Genomic DNA, 16198 nt, shown 5'->3' with positions numbered 1-16198 from the left:
TGCTTTGACTGATGCACCGCATTCGCGAGCAAGCCCGCTCCCACATTTGATCTGTGGTGCGGCTTAGTTGCTCTTCACCGCGTAATCCGGCTTCTTGTCATTGCCAGGAATGTACGGGCTCCACGGCTGTGCACGGATCGGCTCGTTGGTCTGCCATACGACGGAGAACTGCCCATCGGCCTGGATCTCGCCGATCATCACCGGCTTGTGCAGGTGGTGGTTGGTTTTATCCATGGTCAGGGTAAAGCCCGACGGCGCGGCGAAGGTCTGGCCGGCCAGTGCTTCACGCACTTTGTCGACGTCGGTGGACTTGGCTTTTTCCGCCGCCTGCGCCCACATATGAATGCCCACATAGGTGGCTTCCATCGGGTCGTTGGTCACGGCTTTATCCGCGCCCGGCAGGTTGTGCGCCTTGGCATAGGCCTTCCAGTCGGCGACGAATTTCTTGTTCACCGGGTTCTCGACCGACTGGAAGTAGTTCCAGGCGGCAAGGTTGCCCACCAGCGGCTTGGTGTCGATGCCGCGCAGTTCTTCTTCACCCACCGAGAACGCGACTACCGGCACGTCGGTTGCCTTCAAACCCTGGTTGGCGAGTTCTTTGTAGAACGGCACGTTGGAGTCGCCATTCACGGTGGAGATGACTGCGGTTTTGCCGCCGGCGGAGAATTTTTTGATGTTGGCGACGATGGTCTGGTAATCGGCGTGGCCGAACGGGGTGTAGACCTCTTCAATATCTTTATCCGCGACGCCTTTAGAGTGCAGGAACGAACGCAAAATCTTGTTGGTGGTGCGCGGGTACACATAGTCGGTGCCCAACAGGAAGAAACGCTTGGCGCTGCCGCCTTCTTCGCTCATCAGGTATTCCACCGCAGGGATCGCCTGCTGGTTCGGCGCCGCACCGGTATAGAACACGTTAGGCGACATTTCTTCGCCTTCGTATTGCACCGGGTAGAACAACAGGCCGTTAAGTTCTTCGAACACCGGCAGCACCGATTTACGCGACACCGAGGTCCAGCAACCAAACACCACGGCGACTTTGTCCTGGGTCAGCAACTGGCGGCCTTTTTCGGCAAACAGCGGCCAGTTCGACGCGGGGTCTACGACCACCGGTTCGAGCATTTTGCCGTTGACGCCGCCCTTGGCGTTGATCTCGTCGATGGTCATCAACGCCATGTCTTTAAGCGAGGTTTCGGAGATGGCCATGGTCCCCGACAACGAATGCAGGATGCCGACCTTGATGGTCTCGGCGGCCTGTACAGTCCAGGTCAACCCCATGGCGACAATGGATGCCGACAAAGTAAAAGCCTTGATCAAGCTACGACGCTGCATGGTGCGATCTCCGTAAACCGATATTTTTGTGGGCAGATACGCAGGACTTTGCAAAGGCTGTGCCTGCGGCACTTAACACCGGGTTAAAGGGCAACTGAGCGCTGAGGCTGACGGTGCTGCGCACCAACTTGGCGCCGCAATCGCCACCGAGTGCACGGCAGGCCCTTATAAAGGGCGCAAGCACAGGCAGGCAGCGCGATTGCGCGATTGGTCTGCGCTGGCAACGGCTGAACGCGTACCTCAGCGCTTGCGCATCAAGCCGATAAAAAACAGCCCGCCGATGGCTGCCGTCGCCACGCCAATCGGCAGGTCTTCGGGGGCGATCAGGGTGCGGGCTGCGACGTCCACCCACACCAGAAACACACTGCCCAGCAGTACGCATACCGGCAGCAATCGGCGGTGCTCGGCGCCGACCAAACGGCGGGCGATGTGCGGCACCATCAGGCCGACAAAACCGATGGAACCGCTGATGGACACCAGCACGCCGGTCATCAACGACGCGACCAGGAATACTTTCAGCCGCACGTTGCGCGCGTTCAGGCCCAGGGTCACGGCGGTTTGCTCGCCGGCCATCAAGGCATTCAACGGCCGCGCCATGCCCAGCAGCAATATCAGCCCCAGCAGCACGGTAGCGGCGGGGATCGCCAGCAGCTCCCAACGCGCCAGGCCCAAGCCGCCAAGCATCCAGAACATCACCGCCGACGCGGCGCGGTGGTCGCCCATAAACAGCAGCAGGTTGGCCACCGCCATCATCACGAACGACACCGCCACGCCGCACAGCAACAGCCGGTCACTCTCCAGGCGGCCGTTACGGCTGGCCACCGCCAGCACCACCAGCATGCTCAACAAGGCCCCGATAAACGCGGCGATCGGCAAGGTCAGCACACCGATGATTTGCCCCACATGCAGCACCACAATCACCGCGCCGAGGGTGGCGCCGGAGGTCACGCCCAACAGGTGCGGGTCGGCCAGCGGGTTGCGCGTCACCGCCTGCAACACGGCACCGATCAACGCCAGCCCGGCGCCCACCAGCGCACCCAGCAGCATGCGCGGCACGCGGATCAGCCACACAATATGTTCCTGCCCCGCGCTCCAGTTGACGGCACCGATACCGAACGCCTTGTTCAGCAAAATTTGCCACACCACCTCCACCGGCACCCGCGCCGAGCCGAACCCCAGCGAGACCACACACGAGACCAGCAGCAACGCGCCCAGCGCAATCAGCAACAGCCTGTAGCGACGCGTGATCATTCGCCGTGAAACCCCTTGGCCAGCGTTTCAACCGCCAACACGTTGTCGATACCCGGCGTTGCCTGCACGTAGGGGATCACGATAAAGCGCTGGTTCTTGATCGCGTCCACTGACTGCAGGGCCGGGTTATTGAGCAGGAACTGTTGTTTTTGCTCGGCGGTGGTTTCGCTGTAGTCGACGATCACGATCACCTGCGGGTTGCGCTCCACCACGGTCTCCCAGTTGACGCGGGTCCAACTGGCGTCGACGTCATCGAGAATATTGCGGCCACCGGCGGCGGCGATCAGCGCGTGCGGCATGCCCAGGCGGCCGGACGTCATGGCGCGGTCTTCGCCGCTGTCATACAGGAACACGCGCGGTTTGCTGGCAGGCAGGTGTTTTTGCACCTCGGCAACCTGCGCCTGCATCTGCGCGATCAAGGCAGCGGCGCGGTCTTGCACATCGAAGATCTTGCCCAGGTTGCGCAGGTCGTTATAGGTGTCGTCCAGCGTGGCGGCCGGGCGCTTCATCACAAACGCGCACGACTCGGTCAGCTCATACACGTTGATCCCCAAGGGTTGCAGGGTTTGCGGTGTGAGGTCACCGCCCACGCGCATGCCGTAGTCCCAGCCGGCGAAGAAGAAATCGACGTTGGCATTCAGCAGGGTTTCCACTGACGGGTATTTGCTCGCCAGCTCCGGCAGGCCGTCGAGGATCGCCGCCATTTGCGGCGTGACCGACTTCCAGCCGGTGACGCCGCTGTAACCGGCCATGTGCGATTTGAGGCCGAGTGCGAGCATCATCTGCGTCATGTTGATGTCGTGGCTGACCGCGTGTTTCGGCGCTTCCTGAAAGGTCACGTCGCGGTTGCAGCTTTTGATGGTCACCGGGTATTCGGTCGCCGCGGCGAAGGCATGGGCAGTGCCGAACAACAGGGCGAGAGAGAGCAGGGCGCGCAGGGTCATGGTTGGGTTATCCAAGTTATTCGGGGGTAGCCGGACAAGGGGTGAGTGTCGATCAGTGCGTCGACGCCAAACACGTCGCGCAGCAACTCGACGGTCAGTACTTCGTGGGGCGTGCCGCTGGCGACGATGCGCCCGTGGTTGATCACGTACAGGCGGTCACAGAAGGCGGCGGCCAGGTTGAGGTCGTGGATGCTCGCCAGCGTGCCGATGTTCAAGCGTTTGACCAGCTTCAGAAGCTCCAGCTGATAGCGCGGGTCGAGGTGGTTGGTCGGCTCATCCAGAATCAGCAGTTGCGGTTGCTGCGCCAGAGCGCGGGCGAGAATCACCCGCTGTTTTTCACCGCCCGACAGCGTGGCAAACGCATGGTCTTCGAAGTCCTGCATACCCACCGACGTCAACACGCTGCGCACCAATTGCTGGTCGTGCAGCGTGTCGCCGTCGAACAAGCCTTTGTGGGGCGTACGGCCCATGGCGACCACTTCATCCACGCGCAAACCGAAGGCATCGGGGAATTCCTGCAGCACCACCGCGACGCGTTGCGCGCACCACTTGGCGCTGTGTTTCCACACGTTCTGATGCGCGAGCAGCACCTCGCCGAGTTGCGGTTTGCTGAACCGGTAAGCACAGCGCAACAGGCTGGTCTTGCCGCTGCCATTGGGGCCGATCAGCCCGACAAACTCCCCCGCACCGACCTGCAGGCTGGCGTCACGCAGTTGGAACTGGTGGCTGCAATGGTCGTGACCCGGTGGGGTCCAGGCCAGGCCGGTTATAGCGAGTGACGTCATCAATGTTCTCAAGGTCAGCGCAAATCAAAAATGTGGGAGCAAGCAAGCCCCTTGTTCATCGGTTGATCAGTCTTACTGGAAGGGTTACTCGCCGCAGGGCGCGGCGAGTAACGATAGCGCAGAAAGTGTTATAAGTTAACACTTATTGGCTGCGACACACAGGTCGCGCAAGGCTACACAAGGGCTCTGTTTTAGGTAGCTCGCCTGTTTCACGCAGAACCTGAAGCAGATTCACGTGGGCTAAAAAACCGCGCCAACACCAGACGGTCCAGCGCCCACACCACGATCAACGAGGCGCCTACCAGCGGAAAAATGATCGCCAGCGCGAGCATGATCAGCATCGCGGTTTTCCACTTCGGCAGGTCATGGCGCAACGGTGGAACGCCCAGCCCACCGGCTGGCCGGCGCTTCCACCAGATCACCAGACCACTCACTGCACTGAGCAGAATCATCAGGCAAATCAGCAGCACGATCAGTTGGTTGACCCAGCCGAACATCTTGCCTTCATGCAGCATCACGCCGGTTTCGGTGGCGCGTGCCAGCGTGTTGTAGTGCGCCCAGCGCACATCGGCGAGCACCTTGCCGGTGTACTGATCCATGTGCAGCGTGGCGTCGTTGCGCGGGTCGTCGGCAAATACCGCGACGGTGAACACGCCGGTGGCCGTGGTCGGGAAGGTGATGCTGTAGCCGGGCTCGACCTTGCGTGAGTTGGCCATATCGACCACCTGTTGCAGGCGCACCGTCGGCGCGGCGGGGCCTGCCTGCATCGCGCCGTGGTTCATGTGTTCGGCGTGGTCGCCGGACATCGGCATTGGCGTGTTCTCCATCGCCCACGGCACGGTCTGTTGGCTCGCGGTATTGAGGCTGCGCGCTTGCTGGTCGGACTGCGGCACGTTGTTCCACATGGCCGCCGGGAAGCGATTCCACAAGTCGGCGTATTGCTTGCCCCAGAAGCCGGTCCAGGTCATGCCGCTGAGCAGCATCACCAGCAAAAACGCCGCGCCCCAAAAGCCTGCGACTGCATGCATGTCACGCCAGAACACCCGGCCACGTGTGTTAAAGCGAGGCCACAGCACCCCGGCCGACGACTTGCCGCGCGGCCACCACAGGTACACGCCAGACACCACCAGCATCACGCCCCAGCCAGCGGCGAGTTCCACCAGGCGGTCGCCGAGCGTGCCGATCATCAGCTCGCCGTGGAGTGCGCGGGCGATGGCTTGCAGGTTGTATTTGGCATCCTGCTCGCCGAGCACTCTGCCGCGATACGGGTCGACGAACACCGTGACGTCGCGCCCGCCGTCATGCATCACAAATTGCGCGCTGCGGGTGGCATCGGCAGGCGGCAGGTATTTGCTGATCGTGCCTTGGGGGAAGGCCGCTTGCGCGCGTTGCAATTGTTCATCGGCACTTAACGCGTGCGCAGCGGGTTGCACGTTGAGCAAGTCGCCGTACATCAGCGGGTCGAGTTGCGGTTTGAACAGGTAAATGATGCCGGTCAGGGCCAACAGCACCATAAACGGCGCCACAAACAGCCCGGCGTAAAAGTGCCAACGCCAAGCCAGGTTGTAGAAAGAAACTGTTTGAGAACCCTTGTGGGAGGGGGTTGGCTCCCGATGTTTTTTATGGCCGGTGCCGGTTGGCGCGGGGCTTTCGGGAGTGTGATCAGCGCGGGTGTCAGCAGAAAACCTGGACATGACAAATTCCATCCATCAATCGTAAACAACACGGCCAGCAGCCTGCGGCTGTCTGTTTAAAGTCGGCCTGGGTGAAGTAACGTTATGCAGTGCTTACGCAGTGATGGGTGGCGCGCGGCTGCGGGCGCCGGGGAAGATGCTCTGTCGGGCATGGCCCAGGCGGGGGGCCGGGGTGAGGGCGCTGGCCGCTGGCACAGTGCCAAGCGTCAGGTACGACACACTGCCAGGCAGTGCCGGGCAACTGAACAGCAGGTCGCAATAGCCGCACTTGGCCCACAGCGCGTGATGTTCGTCGGGGGCTTTAGGGTGATGGGCATCGCCGTGACTGCCCGGCATGTCCATGGACATTTCCATCGGCATAGCGGCGTGGTGATCCATCGGCATCGCTTGGGAAATCAGCGGACCGATAAAGATCATCAGCATGGCGAACAGGCTGATCCAACTGCCGCGCATCCGGCGCTGGTGTGGAGACAACCTGGCGCGAGGGGCGCCCATCGGGTGTTGGCCTATTGAGCGTGCTGATGCCCTTGGGTGGCGGTCGGCGGCACTTTCTGCACCGACACTTCCACCTCGACCTTGCCGGCTTTTTCGAAGGTCAGGGTCAGCGGGAATTGCTTGCCATCGGCCAACAGGCTGCGGTCTTTAAGGCCCAGCAGCATCACGTGATAGGCCATCGGCGCAAAGGTCAAATCACTCTTGGCCGGTACCGCCACGCTGAGCACATGCTGCATCTTCATCAAGTCGCCCTGCATCACATGCTCATGCAGCTCGGCCTTGTCCGCCACCGGCGTCTCGACACTGAGCAAACGGTCGGCGGTAGCCCCGCTGTTATGAATCACAAAATACGCCGCGACGGTCGGCGCATTCGGCGGCAACTCCTGTGACCACGGGTCGCTGACCAGCAAGTCGCCGACCTTGTAGTCTTCGGCATTCGCGGCACTGAACACCGGCAGCAACAACGCAGCCAGTAGCAGGGAAGATTTGAGCATGGCAGTTCTCCAGAACGGTTCTAAACGCAGTTAACGTGCGAAACAGTCAGACCGTGGGGGAGGCGCGCGGGTTAAGACTCGGCCATTGCTGGCGCGGCGCAGGGTTTTGCACTGCCGCTGGCGACACGCCCGGCACCGCATCAAACCGTGTGACATACACCTGCGGCACGTGCCCCGGCAGCGCCACCCACGGCGCAGAGCCTGAGCAACACGCGCAATGCTGCAGGGTCGAATGGTCGTCTTGCTGCGGCGCCGGAATATCCAGTTTGCCCAGCGCAATGGCCTTCAGGCTGGCGCCATTCGACGAACAAAAACTGCCCCACAGCATTTGCTGAACAGGGTCTTGAGAGTGCTGCATCGCGCTGGCCATCGGCATGGCAAAGGCGTTGAACAGCACTGCGAAGCAGGCGATCCACACACTTGCAAAGCGTTGACGGGCCATGGCGGACAATCCGTAGGGTTAAGCGATCAGGCGGGTATTTAGCCTGATCGGGGGGCATAAGTAAAAAGGCGTGGTGTGGTTTGGTGTCACAGGGCTATCAGATAGCGGAGGCGTGGAGCCTCAGGCCAAGCGCTTTCATTACTTTCATGATAGTCGCGAACTCCGGATTGCCAGTGGTGGAGAGGGCTTTGTATAAACTTTCGCGTCCCAAGCCTGCGTCTCGGGCTATTTGGGTCATGCCTTGGGCACGGGCAATATCGTTGAGGGCGGTACGAATCAGCAGGCCGTCCCCCGCATCGTCTTCAAAGCAAGTCTCCAAATAGGCGGCCATCTCCAAAGGCGTTTTCAAGTATTTTGCTGCATCAAAACGGGTAAAAGACTCGCTCATGATTTATTCCTCGCTTCCAGGATTTATTGCCAGTTGTTTTGCACGCGTGATGTCTCGGCTTTGTGTCGATTTGTCGCCACCTACCAACAACAGATAAAACACCTTGTCTCGACGCGTGAAGTAAACGCGATACCCAGGGCCGTAGTGGATTCGCATTTCTGACACACCGTCACCGACAGGCTCACAGTCACCGAAATTTCCTGCCTCCGCCATTCGCAGTATCTTCAAAACGCGTACTTTGGCGAAAGGATCCCGCAGTGCTTCCAACCATCTGACAAACTCGATGGTTTCAATGAACTCAATCATCACGAATCGTATTCCTTGGGATACAGAATGGCAAGTCGCGATGCGCTGCAAAACAAATGCATCCCCATCGCGGACGTTGATGCAAAACCGCGAGAGGTGAAGTTATAGCGAGGGCTTTTGGCTGAACCAGCCAGCTGGTTCGGAAGTGGTTGTAGGGCCGGTCGACTTTTAGGTGGCGAAACCAAGCAACGTCATGTTTGGCTTGGTATCAGTAAGCACAGAAATTTCCGACAACGTTTTGAGGTTTTCCCTAGGACACTCGGTCTCTAGTCTGCGTACACCGCTGCAAACTCAGCGGTCGGGCGTCGCGGCCCGTATTTCTTCAGACGCAAAAGCGTCACCGTCTCCTTTCAGTGGGCGCTTTTTTATCGTCTACTGTGCGGCGCTATGGTGGCTGTGCGCGGGATACCTTCGGGTATGCCGGTGTTCTGGAGAATCGGTCCGCGAACCTGCGTACAGCTGCCACCCCCATCGCGTCGCGGCGATCAGTAGCAGCTCCTATTTACATCTCCGGAGCTTCACAATGATTAAACCCACCCCCAATCCCCCCGTCCTGCTGTTCACCGTGGCCGATGGCATCAGCACCGAAGACTTGTTGGTCAACCTCAGCGAAACACTCGCCTCGGCCAATGCCCTGAGCTGTGACTTGGCGTTTGACCTGGAAGGACCAAAACGCGAAGAGTTGCTGGGCATTGCGCAGTTGATCGAGTTGGCGCAGTTGCTGGCAGAGCGTGCGCACGAACGCGTCGGGCAGACGACCACCGTTTAAATGTGGGAGGGGGCTTGCCTGCGATGCAGGCGACTCGGTCTTCCAGTTGAACCGAGGTGATGCTATCGCAGGCAAGCCAGCTCCCACAGTTTGGAGTGCGCTCGGCTATTGCTTGGCGTTGAGCCTGCTTGTTGCACGTGCACTGGAGAAATTTCCGACAGGGATTTCAGGTTGTCCCTAGGACACTCGGTCTCTAGTCTGCGTACACCGCTGCAAACTCAGCGGTCGGGCGTCGCGGCCTGGAATGATTAAGTACGGCCAGCTATCAGTTGACGATTTTTTATCGTCTACTGTGCAGCGTTATGGCGGCTGTGCGCGGGATACCTTCGGGTATGCCGGCTTCCTTGATCTCCGGTCCGCGAACCTGCGCACAGCTGCCACCCATCGCATCGCGGCGCTCGGTGGCAGCTCCACTCAGATTAAGGAGCTTCACAATGATTAAACCCACCCCAAATCCCCCCGTCCTGCTGTTCACCGTGGCTGATGGCATCAGCACCGAAGACCTGTTCGTGAACCTCAGCGAAACACTCGCCTCGGCCAATGCCCTGAGCTGTGACTTGGCCTTTAACCTGGAAGGACCAAAACGCGAGGAGTTGCTGGGCATTGCGCAGTTGATCGAGTTGGCGCAGTTGCTGGCGGAGCGTGTGCACGAACGCGTCGGGCAGACGACCACCGTTTAAATGTGGGAGGGGGCTTGCTCCCGATGGCGGTGGTTCAGCCAACACATCAGTGACTGACACACCGCCATCGGGAGCAAGCCCCCTGCCACATTAGAAAAGTGTTGTTCAGAGGTCGATGATTGCCTTCAGCAGCGCGGCCACGGTGGTGAATTCCCGATCCACAGCAGCCAGCACCGGCCGCTTCAACACCACCACCGGCACTCCACGTTCCCGCGCCACTTCAAGCTTGGGCTCGGTGGCCGCACTGCCGCTGTTCTTGCTGATCAGCACGTCAATCCCACGCCGCTCAAACAACGCGCGCTCATCTTCAATCAGAAACGGCCCACGTGCGCCGATCACTTCGCAGCGTTCATTGCCGGGGTACACATCCAGCGCGCGCAGGGTCCAAAACTGCTCGGCGGGGATCTCATGCAGATGCTGCAACGGCTCGCGGCCCAGCGTGAACAACGGACGCTTGAACGGTTTCAACGCTTCAATCAATTGGGCCCAATCACTTACCTCGCGCCAGTCATCCGCCGCCTGCGGTTGCCACGCGGGGCGCCGCAATGCCCAGCTTGGAATACCGCATAAGCGCGCCGCCAGGGCCGCGTTCTGGCTGATCTGCGCGGCATAGGGGTGCGTGGCATCAAGTATCAAACTGATGTTTTCATCGCGAACAAACTGCGCCAAACCTTCGGCCCCGCCATAACCGCCGACACGCACTTGGCAGGTCAGGTCCGTCGGTACGCGACCCACGCCCGCGAGGCTGTAGATATGCTGCGGGCCGAGCGTGCGGGCAATCGCCAGCGCTTCAGTCACGCCGCCCAGCAACAGAATGCGCTTCATAGCGGCTTCACCACGTCCAGCAAAGTGATCGGCAGCGCCTGGCGCCACGTATCAAACTCGCCCAACGGCTGAGCCTGAGCCACATGGATGCGTGTCAGTTCGCCGCCGTGCTGGTCGCGCCAGTTCATCAAGGTCATTTCACTTTGCAGGGTCACCGCATTGGCGACGAGCCGACCACCGGGGCGCAGGTGTTGCCAGCAGGTGTCGAGCACGCCGTCGCGGGTGACGCCGCCGCCAATGAAGATCGCATCCGGTGCTTCCAGGCCCTGCAAAGCGTGCGGCGCCTTGCCGCGAAGCAGTTGCAGGCCGGGCACGCCAAGAGCGTCGCGGTTGTGTTCGATCAACCCTTGGCGGCCTGCATCGGCTTCAATCGCCACGGCGCGGCAGCTTGGGTGCGCGCGCATCCATTCGATGCCGATGGAGCCGCTGCCCGCGCCGACATCCCACAACAGTTCGCCAGGCATTGGCGCGAGGCGGGCGAGGGTCATGGCGCGCACATCGCGCTTGGTCAGTTGGCCGTCGTGTTTGAACGCGGCGTCGGGCAGCCCGGCGAGGCGTGACAGGCGCGGCGTGTTGGCGTCGGCCAGGCAGTCGATGGCGACCAGATTCAAATCGGCGACTGAACGGTGTTTCCACTCCTCTGCCAGCCCGTCGATACGCTGCTCGGCCGCGCCGCCCAGGTGTTCAAACACGCTCAACCGGCTAGGCGCAAACCCGGACTCAACCAACAGCGCGGCAATCTGCGCAGGGCTGCGCCCATCATTACTCAGCACCAGCAACCGAGTGCCACTGGCCAGGTGCGCATTAATCGCCGCCATTGGCCGAGCCACCACGGATAACGTCACCACGTCCTGCAACGGCCAACCGAGCCGCGCCGCCGCCAGTGAAACCGACGAAGGCGCCGGTAAAATCAGCAACTCTTCAGCCGCCACCTGCCGCGCCAAACTGGCGCCCACGCCATAGAACATCGGGTCGCCGCTGGCCAGCACACACACCGGCTCGCCGCGCCGCGCCAGCACCGGCTCCAGCGTAAACGGGCTCGGCCACAGCTGGCGTTCGCCACGAATACACACCGGCAACAGGTCCAACTGGCGTTGGCCACCTATAATCCGCGAGGCGCGCAGCAAGGCATGCCGGGCGTTTCTGCCGAGCCCTTTGAAGCCGTCTTCACCGATGCCTACTACCGTCAGCCAGGGCGACATATCAATTCCTTGAACGACATCCGACGGGCAGGCTTTTCATGCCGCCGGACAAAGCAGGCATAATACCGCGCCTTTACCCGTCAACCGGTAGCCCCGTGAACCCAACGCCTGCTCTGAATACTTTGCGCCCCTCGGCTTGCCCGGGGTTGCTGCGTATCGTCCAGGCGTTGGATGGCGGCATTTGCCGGATCAAATTGGCCGGTGGTTCGATCAGCGCAGCGCAAGCCCATGCGCTGGCAGACGCCGCCCAGGCCTACGCCGGCGGGGTGATCGAGGCGACCAACCGCGCCAATCTGCAGATTCGCGGTATTGGCGCCGAGCAAGGCGCCTTGATTGCCGCGCTGTTGGCCGCAGGTTTAGGCCCGAACAACGCCGCCGGTGACGACGTGCGCAACCTGATGCTCAGCCCCGGCGCCGGTATCGACCCGCAGATGCTGTTCGACACCCGCCCGCTGGCCGAGCAGATCCTCGCGACGCTGCAAAACCACCCGCGCTTACATGAGCTGTCGGCCAAGTTCGCCGTGCAACTGGATGGCGGTGAGGCGCTGGCGATGCTCGAACATCACCATGACCTGTGGCTGTCAGCCTTTGAGCGCGAGGGCGAGACGCTGCTGGCGTTCGGCCTGGCCGGTTGCCCTGGGCTGGATGCGCCGTTGGCGGCGGTGCGGCTGGACCAAGGCCATGCACTGGTGGTCGGCGTGCTGGAGGCGTTTCTCGACCTCGCCACGCCTGAGCAAACGCGCATGCGCCATTTGGCTGTGGATAACTTGCTGCGCCATCTCAGCCTGCCGCTGCTGCCGGTTGATGGCTTCAAGCGCCCGGCCAGTGGCGCTGTGTTGCACCTGGGAAGTTATCCACAGCGTCAAAAAGATCAGCACTACGTCGCTGCTGTTGCCCCCTTGGGGCGCCTCGACTCGATGATGCTCAAGGGCGCCGCGCAGCTCGCCAGCGAGTACGGCGACGGCACGTTGCGTTTCACACCCTGGCAGGGCGTGCTGCTGCCCAACGTTAAACACCCTCACGCGGTGACCGAAGGCCTGATGCAACTCGGCTTTCTCTGTTCAGTCGAGCAACCCTTGGCGCGCATGATCGCCTGTACCGGTTCCAGCGGTTGCGGCAAAGGCCTGGCCGACACCAAGGCCGACGCCGTGCAACTGGCCGCGCTGCAACCCGGCGCTGAGGTGCACCTGTCGGGCTGTTCGCGCTCCTGCGCCGCCGCGCACACCGCGCCGGTCACCTTGCTGGCAGTGAGCCCCGGCCACTACGACGTCTATTTTCGCGAGGCAGCCCAGCCAGGTTTCGGCCGGCTGCACGCGCGCACTCTTTCTATTGAAGCGGCGGGCGCCCTGCTGCGCGCTCGCCCACGGAGCAACACCGATGATTGATTACATCCGCGACGGTCAGGAGATCTATCGCAACTCCTTCGCCATTATTCGCGCGGAAGCCAAGTTGGAGCGCATCCCGGCCGACCTGGAAAAACTCGCCGTGCGGGTGATTCACGCGTGCGGCATGGTTGACGCCATTGACGGCCTGCAGTTTTCCGAAGGCGCAGGCAAGGCCGGGCGCGATGCACTGGCGGCGGGCGCGCCGATTTTGTGCGATGCGCGGATGGTCTCTGAAGGCGTGACGCGCACCCGCCTGCCAGCGAATAACCAGGTGATTTGCACCCTGCGCGACGACAGCGTGCCGGCGTTGGCGCTTGAGCTGGGCAACACCCGCTCCGCTGCCGCGCTGGAGCTGTGGCGCCCGCACCTGGAGGGCAGTGTGGTGGTGATCGGCAACGCGCCGACCGCGTTGTTCTACCTGCTCGAAATGCTCGATGCCGGCGCGCCGAAGCCTGCGTTGATTCTCGGTTTTCCGGTAGGCTTTGTCGGCGCTGCCGAATCCAAGGCGATGCTGGCGGCCGATAGCCGTGGCGTGCCGTTCGTGATCATGCAAGGCCGCTTGGGCGGCAGTGCAATGGCCGCCGCTGCGGTGAACGCCTTGGCCACGGAGGTCGAATAATGCCCGCACGCGGACGTTTGCTTGGCCTGGGCGTAGGCCCCGGCGACCCGGAACTGATCACCGTCAAAGCCCTGCGCTTGCTGCGCGAGTCGCCGGTGGTGGCGTACTTCGTGGCCAAGGGCAAGAAGGGCAACGCCTTCGGTATCATCGAGGACCACTTGGTGGCGCAGCAGACGCTGATGCCGCTGGTGTACCCGGTGACCACCGAGGCGCTGCCGGCGCCGCTGTCCTACGAGCAAGTGATCAGCGACTTCTACGACCGGGCCAGCCTGGACGTGGCCGCGCACCTGGATGCCGGCCGCGATGTGGCGGTGATCTGTGAAGGCGATCCGTTTTTCTACGGCTCCTACATGTACCTGCACGACCGCTTGGCCGAGCACTATGAGGCACAGGTTATCCCCGGCGTGTGCTCGATGTTGGGCGGTGCTTCGGTACTCGGCGCGCCGCTGGTGTATCGCAATCAGAGCCTGTCGGTGCTGTCGGGCGTGTTGCCGCATGACGACCTCAAGCGTCGCTTGGCCGATGCGGATGCGGCGGTGATCATGAAGCTGGGGCGCAACTTCCACAAAGTGCGTCAGGTGCTGGAAGAACTCGGTTTGGCCGAGCGCGCGTTGTACGTGGAGCGCGCGACCATGTCGAACCAGAAAATCGTGCCGCTGGCTGAGGTTGACCCGACGTCGTCGCCGTACTTCTCGTTGATCATCGTTCCGGGTGAAAGGTGGCAAGGTTGATGACCCCGGCGATCATTATTCTGGGCCAGGGCAGCCTGGCCACTGCGCGCAAGATCGCGCAGGTTTACCCCGGCGCGTTGATCCACGGCTTGGCCGGGCGGGTTGACGGTGCCGACCAGGTGTACAGCGAGTTTGGCGCGACCCTGCGCCAGCTTTATCAACAAGGCACGCCGCTGATCGCGCTGTGCGCCGCCGGTATCGTCATCCGCACGCTGGCGCCGCTGCTGCTGGAAAAAGGCGAAGAACCCGCCGTGCTCGCCGTGGCCGAAGACGGCAGTGCCGTGGTGCCGTTGCTCGGTGGGCTGGGCGGGGTGAACGTGATGGCGCGCGACATCGGCGCTGCACTCGGTGTGGCCGCGGCGATCACCACCAGCGGCGAGCTGCGTTTCGGCACTTGCCTGCTCAACCCGCCAGCGGGGTATCAGTTGGCCGACCTTGAGCTGGGCAAGCGTTTTGTCTCGGACTTGTTGGCGGGCGCACCGGTGCGTATCGAAGGTGCGGCGCCGTGGCTGCACCAGGCCAACCTGCCGCAGGATCAGCAGGCCGACTTGACGATTCATGTGGGCAACGCCGAGCGCGTGCCGGCGGCGAATGAATTGCTGATTTATCCAAAAAATGTCTGCGTTACCTGCCAGCCGGGCGCGGATCTGGCCGCGCGTGTGCGGTTGGCGTTGCATCAGGCTGGCATCGCCGTGCAGTCGCTGGCGTGCCTGTTGGCCAGTGAAACGCACATGGCCGAGGCGTCGTTGCAGGCGGCGGCGCTGGAACTGGGGGTGCCGCTGCGGTTTGCTGAGGTGGCGCAACACGCCGACGTTGTTATCACTGTGGCCGAGCAACCGCTGAACCTGTCGCACGTCGGTCGCCCGCGTGGCCGCCTCGCTGTGATCGGCCTCGGCCCCGGCGCCGCCGAGTTGATGGTGCCGGCGGTCAAGGCTGAATTGGCGCGTTGCACCGATGTGCTGGGCTACGAAACCTATGTGAGCATGGCCGGGCCGTTTCGTGATGACCAGGTGCAGCACTGCACCGACAACCGCGAAGAAATGCAGCGCGCGCGCCATGCGTTTGAGCTGGCTGCGCAAGGCCGTTCGGTGGTGGTGGTGTCGTCCGGCGACCCTGGCGTGTTCGCCATGGCCGCCGCCGTGATCGAAGCCTTGCACGAATCGAGTGACGCGGCCTGGCATCAAGTCGACCTGCAGATATTGCCGGGCGTCTCGGCGTCTCTGGCCACCGCCGCGCAAGCGGGTGCGCCGCTGGGCCATGATTTTTGCGTGATGTCGCTGTCCGACAACCTCAAGCCTTGGTCGATTATTGAAAAGCGCCTGGACCTCGCGTCCCAGGCCGACCTGGCGCTGGCGTTCTATAACCCGATCTCGCGTGCGCGGCCCTGGCAACTCGGGCGTGCGCTGGAAATCGTGGCGCTGCATCGCACGCCTGAAACCCCGGTGGTGCTGGGGCGTGATATTGGTCGCCCCGGCCAGACGCTGCGCGTCACCACGCTCGGGCAATTGACGCCTGCGCAGGTCGACATGCGCACCATGGTGCTGATCGGCTCGTCCACCACGTGCGTGTTCCCGCGCGCGGGTGGCGGTGAATGGGTGTACACGCCGCGCTGGTACGGCGAAAAACCGGCCTCCTGAAAACGCCCCGCCACGCGCGAGAAAGCTCCGAATAACGCCAGGTAAAAATCTGCCGTTGTTCGGGGCTTTTTCTTTTTTTATCGATGAAATACGTAATGCCCACAGGCGCGCCTTGTTATTGCTGGGGCGAGCTGTTTGGGCGGTGGCGCCAAGCGATGTTTGTCGTCTGGAAAGCCCGCCCGCCACTCGACTAGTGTGAAGGCGAACCCCATGTGGGGTGCT

Annotated in this window: 18 protein-coding genes; 6 read left to right on the top strand and 12 right to left on the bottom strand. The window is 62.1% G+C overall.

Features of this window, described 5'->3' with window-relative positions:
* Window positions 1-63 precede the first annotated feature (63 nt).
* The 10 genes from urtA to ACOZK9_RS18970 form a co-directional block, all read right to left on the bottom strand.
* Window positions 64-1329 (bottom strand): urea ABC transporter substrate-binding protein, encoded by a 1266-nt coding sequence (gene urtA, locus ACOZK9_RS19015; RefSeq protein ID WP_421556342.1) that lies wholly within the window; start codon window positions 1327-1329, stop codon window positions 64-66.
* A 240-nt stretch (window positions 1330-1569) separates the two neighbouring features.
* On the bottom strand, window positions 1570-2580 hold the full coding sequence (locus tag ACOZK9_RS19010; RefSeq protein WP_122249813.1) for a FecCD family ABC transporter permease: 1011 nt from the start codon (window positions 2578-2580) through the stop codon (window positions 1570-1572).
* Window positions 2577-3524, bottom strand: coding sequence for an ABC transporter substrate-binding protein (locus ACOZK9_RS19005; protein WP_421556341.1), 948 nt, complete (start codon window positions 3522-3524; stop codon window positions 2577-2579). The genes ACOZK9_RS19010 and ACOZK9_RS19005 overlap by 4 nt, the downstream gene beginning before the upstream one ends.
* Window positions 3521-4309: an ABC transporter ATP-binding protein gene (locus tag ACOZK9_RS19000; RefSeq protein ID WP_421556340.1), complete on the bottom strand. Its 789-nt coding sequence runs from the start codon at window positions 4307-4309 to the stop codon at window positions 3521-3523. The genes ACOZK9_RS19005 and ACOZK9_RS19000 overlap by 4 nt, the downstream gene beginning before the upstream one ends.
* A 209-nt stretch (window positions 4310-4518) precedes the next feature.
* Window positions 4519-6003 (bottom strand): PepSY-associated TM helix domain-containing protein, encoded by a 1485-nt coding sequence (locus tag ACOZK9_RS18995; protein WP_421556339.1) that lies wholly within the window; start codon window positions 6001-6003, stop codon window positions 4519-4521.
* Window positions 6004-6096: 93 nt separating this feature from the next.
* The gene (locus tag ACOZK9_RS18990) at window positions 6097-6498 is read right to left on the bottom strand and encodes a DUF2946 domain-containing protein (RefSeq protein ID WP_421556338.1); all 402 of its coding nucleotides are present in this window, start codon (window positions 6496-6498) and stop codon (window positions 6097-6099) included.
* A gap of 11 nt (window positions 6499-6509) precedes the next feature.
* A complete protein-coding gene (locus ACOZK9_RS18985; protein ID WP_058414499.1) occupies window positions 6510-6992 on the bottom strand; it encodes a copper chaperone PCu(A)C in 483 nt (160 codons plus the stop codon).
* A gap of 46 nt (window positions 6993-7038) precedes the next feature.
* On the bottom strand, window positions 7039-7434 hold the full coding sequence (locus ACOZK9_RS18980; RefSeq protein WP_152745924.1) for a DUF2946 domain-containing protein: 396 nt from the start codon (window positions 7432-7434) through the stop codon (window positions 7039-7041).
* Window positions 7435-7531: 97 nt separating this feature from the next.
* A complete protein-coding gene (locus ACOZK9_RS18975) occupies window positions 7532-7822 on the bottom strand; it encodes an addiction module antidote protein (RefSeq protein WP_058414501.1) in 291 nt (96 codons plus the stop codon).
* A gap of 3 nt (window positions 7823-7825) precedes the next feature.
* Window positions 7826-8128, bottom strand: coding sequence for a type II toxin-antitoxin system RelE/ParE family toxin (locus ACOZK9_RS18970; protein ID WP_421556365.1), 303 nt, complete (start codon window positions 8126-8128; stop codon window positions 7826-7828).
* Window positions 8129-8651: 523 nt separating this feature from the next.
* Between ACOZK9_RS18970 and ACOZK9_RS18965 the strand changes: the two genes are divergently transcribed.
* A complete protein-coding gene (locus ACOZK9_RS18965; RefSeq protein WP_421556337.1) occupies window positions 8652-8897 on the top strand; it encodes a DUF6124 family protein in 246 nt (81 codons plus the stop codon).
* Between the two features lie 434 nt (window positions 8898-9331).
* Window positions 9332-9577 carry a DUF6124 family protein gene (locus ACOZK9_RS18960; RefSeq protein WP_058414504.1) on the top strand — a complete coding sequence of 82 codons (246 nt, stop codon included), beginning with the start codon at window positions 9332-9334 and terminating at the stop codon, window positions 9575-9577.
* Between the two features lie 105 nt (window positions 9578-9682).
* Here ACOZK9_RS18960 and ACOZK9_RS18955 read toward each other — a convergent pair whose 3' ends face one another.
* Both ACOZK9_RS18955 and cbiE read right to left on the bottom strand, forming a co-directional pair.
* Window positions 9683-10402 carry a cobalt-precorrin-6A reductase gene (locus tag ACOZK9_RS18955; protein ID WP_421556336.1) on the bottom strand — a complete coding sequence of 240 codons (720 nt, stop codon included), beginning with the start codon at window positions 10400-10402 and terminating at the stop codon, window positions 9683-9685.
* The gene (gene cbiE / locus ACOZK9_RS18950) at window positions 10399-11604 is read right to left on the bottom strand and encodes a precorrin-6y C5,15-methyltransferase (decarboxylating) subunit CbiE (protein ID WP_421556335.1); all 1206 of its coding nucleotides are present in this window, start codon (window positions 11602-11604) and stop codon (window positions 10399-10401) included. Before cbiE ends, ACOZK9_RS18955 begins: the two co-directional genes overlap by 4 nt.
* A gap of 38 nt (window positions 11605-11642) precedes the next feature.
* Here cbiE and cobG point away from each other — a divergent pair, with 38 nt between their 5' ends.
* From cobG to cobJ, 4 genes are read left to right on the top strand one after another with little or no spacing between them, the layout of a single operon-like run.
* Window positions 11643-12989, top strand: coding sequence for a precorrin-3B synthase (cobG, locus tag ACOZK9_RS18945; protein ID WP_421556334.1), 1347 nt, complete (start codon window positions 11643-11645; stop codon window positions 12987-12989).
* Window positions 12982-13608, top strand: coding sequence for a precorrin-8X methylmutase (locus ACOZK9_RS18940; protein WP_058414508.1), 627 nt, complete (start codon window positions 12982-12984; stop codon window positions 13606-13608). Before cobG ends, ACOZK9_RS18940 begins: the two co-directional genes overlap by 8 nt.
* Window positions 13608-14339: a precorrin-2 C(20)-methyltransferase gene (locus ACOZK9_RS18935; RefSeq protein WP_058414509.1), complete on the top strand. Its 732-nt coding sequence runs from the start codon at window positions 13608-13610 to the stop codon at window positions 14337-14339. The genes ACOZK9_RS18940 and ACOZK9_RS18935 overlap by 1 nt, the downstream gene beginning before the upstream one ends.
* The gene (gene cobJ, locus ACOZK9_RS18930) at window positions 14339-15976 is read left to right on the top strand and encodes a precorrin-3B C(17)-methyltransferase (RefSeq protein WP_421556333.1); all 1638 of its coding nucleotides are present in this window, start codon (window positions 14339-14341) and stop codon (window positions 15974-15976) included. The genes ACOZK9_RS18935 and cobJ overlap by 1 nt, the downstream gene beginning before the upstream one ends.
* Window positions 15977-16198: the final 222 nt, after the last annotated feature.

It is taken from the genome of Pseudomonas kitaguniensis (genome assembly GCF_049199985.1).
Taxonomy (GTDB): Bacteria; Pseudomonadota; Gammaproteobacteria; order Pseudomonadales; family Pseudomonadaceae; genus Aquipseudomonas; species Aquipseudomonas kitaguniensis.
This window is presented reverse-complemented; position numbering and strand designations above follow the sequence as displayed.

Bases quoted from the DNA above. Each gene is read 5' to 3' on its own strand.
- ACOZK9_RS19000 (WP_421556340.1), bottom strand. From the start codon at position 4,309: ATGACGTCACTCGCTATAACCGGCCTGGCCTGGACCCCACCGGGTCAC.
- ACOZK9_RS18985 (WP_058414499.1), bottom strand. From the start codon at position 6,992: ATGCTCAAATCTTCCCTGCTACTGGCTGCGTTGTTGCTGCCGGTGTTC.
- ACOZK9_RS18990 (WP_421556338.1), bottom strand. From the start codon at position 6,498: ATGGGCGCCCCTCGCGCCAGGTTGTCTCCACACCAGCGCCGGATGCGC.
- ACOZK9_RS19010 (WP_122249813.1), bottom strand. From the start codon at position 2,580: ATGATCACGCGTCGCTACAGGCTGTTGCTGATTGCGCTGGGCGCGTTG.
- ACOZK9_RS18940 (WP_058414508.1), top strand. From the start codon at position 12,982: ATGATTGATTACATCCGCGACGGTCAGGAGATCTATCGCAACTCCTTC.
- cobJ (WP_421556333.1), top strand. From the start codon at position 14,339: ATGACCCCGGCGATCATTATTCTGGGCCAGGGCAGCCTGGCCACTGCG.
- ACOZK9_RS18955 (WP_421556336.1), bottom strand. From the start codon at position 10,402: ATGAAGCGCATTCTGTTGCTGGGCGGCGTGACTGAAGCGCTGGCGATT.
- ACOZK9_RS18975 (WP_058414501.1), bottom strand. From the start codon at position 7,822: ATGAGCGAGTCTTTTACCCGTTTTGATGCAGCAAAATACTTGAAAACG.
- ACOZK9_RS18980 (WP_152745924.1), bottom strand. From the start codon at position 7,434: ATGGCCCGTCAACGCTTTGCAAGTGTGTGGATCGCCTGCTTCGCAGTG.
- ACOZK9_RS18965 (WP_421556337.1), top strand. From the start codon at position 8,652: ATGATTAAACCCACCCCCAATCCCCCCGTCCTGCTGTTCACCGTGGCC.
- urtA (WP_421556342.1), bottom strand. From the start codon at position 1,329: ATGCAGCGTCGTAGCTTGATCAAGGCTTTTACTTTGTCGGCATCCATT.
- ACOZK9_RS19005 (WP_421556341.1), bottom strand. From the start codon at position 3,524: ATGACCCTGCGCGCCCTGCTCTCTCTCGCCCTGTTGTTCGGCACTGCC.
- ACOZK9_RS18935 (WP_058414509.1), top strand. From the start codon at position 13,608: ATGCCCGCACGCGGACGTTTGCTTGGCCTGGGCGTAGGCCCCGGCGAC.
- cbiE (WP_421556335.1), bottom strand. From the start codon at position 11,604: ATGTCGCCCTGGCTGACGGTAGTAGGCATCGGTGAAGACGGCTTCAAA.
- cobG (WP_421556334.1), top strand. From the start codon at position 11,643: ATGCCGCCGGACAAAGCAGGCATAATACCGCGCCTTTACCCGTCAACC.
- ACOZK9_RS18995 (WP_421556339.1), bottom strand. From the start codon at position 6,003: ATGTCCAGGTTTTCTGCTGACACCCGCGCTGATCACACTCCCGAAAGC.
- ACOZK9_RS18960 (WP_058414504.1), top strand. From the start codon at position 9,332: ATGATTAAACCCACCCCAAATCCCCCCGTCCTGCTGTTCACCGTGGCT.
- ACOZK9_RS18970 (WP_421556365.1), bottom strand. From the start codon at position 8,128: ATGATTGAGTTCATTGAAACCATCGAGTTTGTCAGATGGTTGGAAGCA.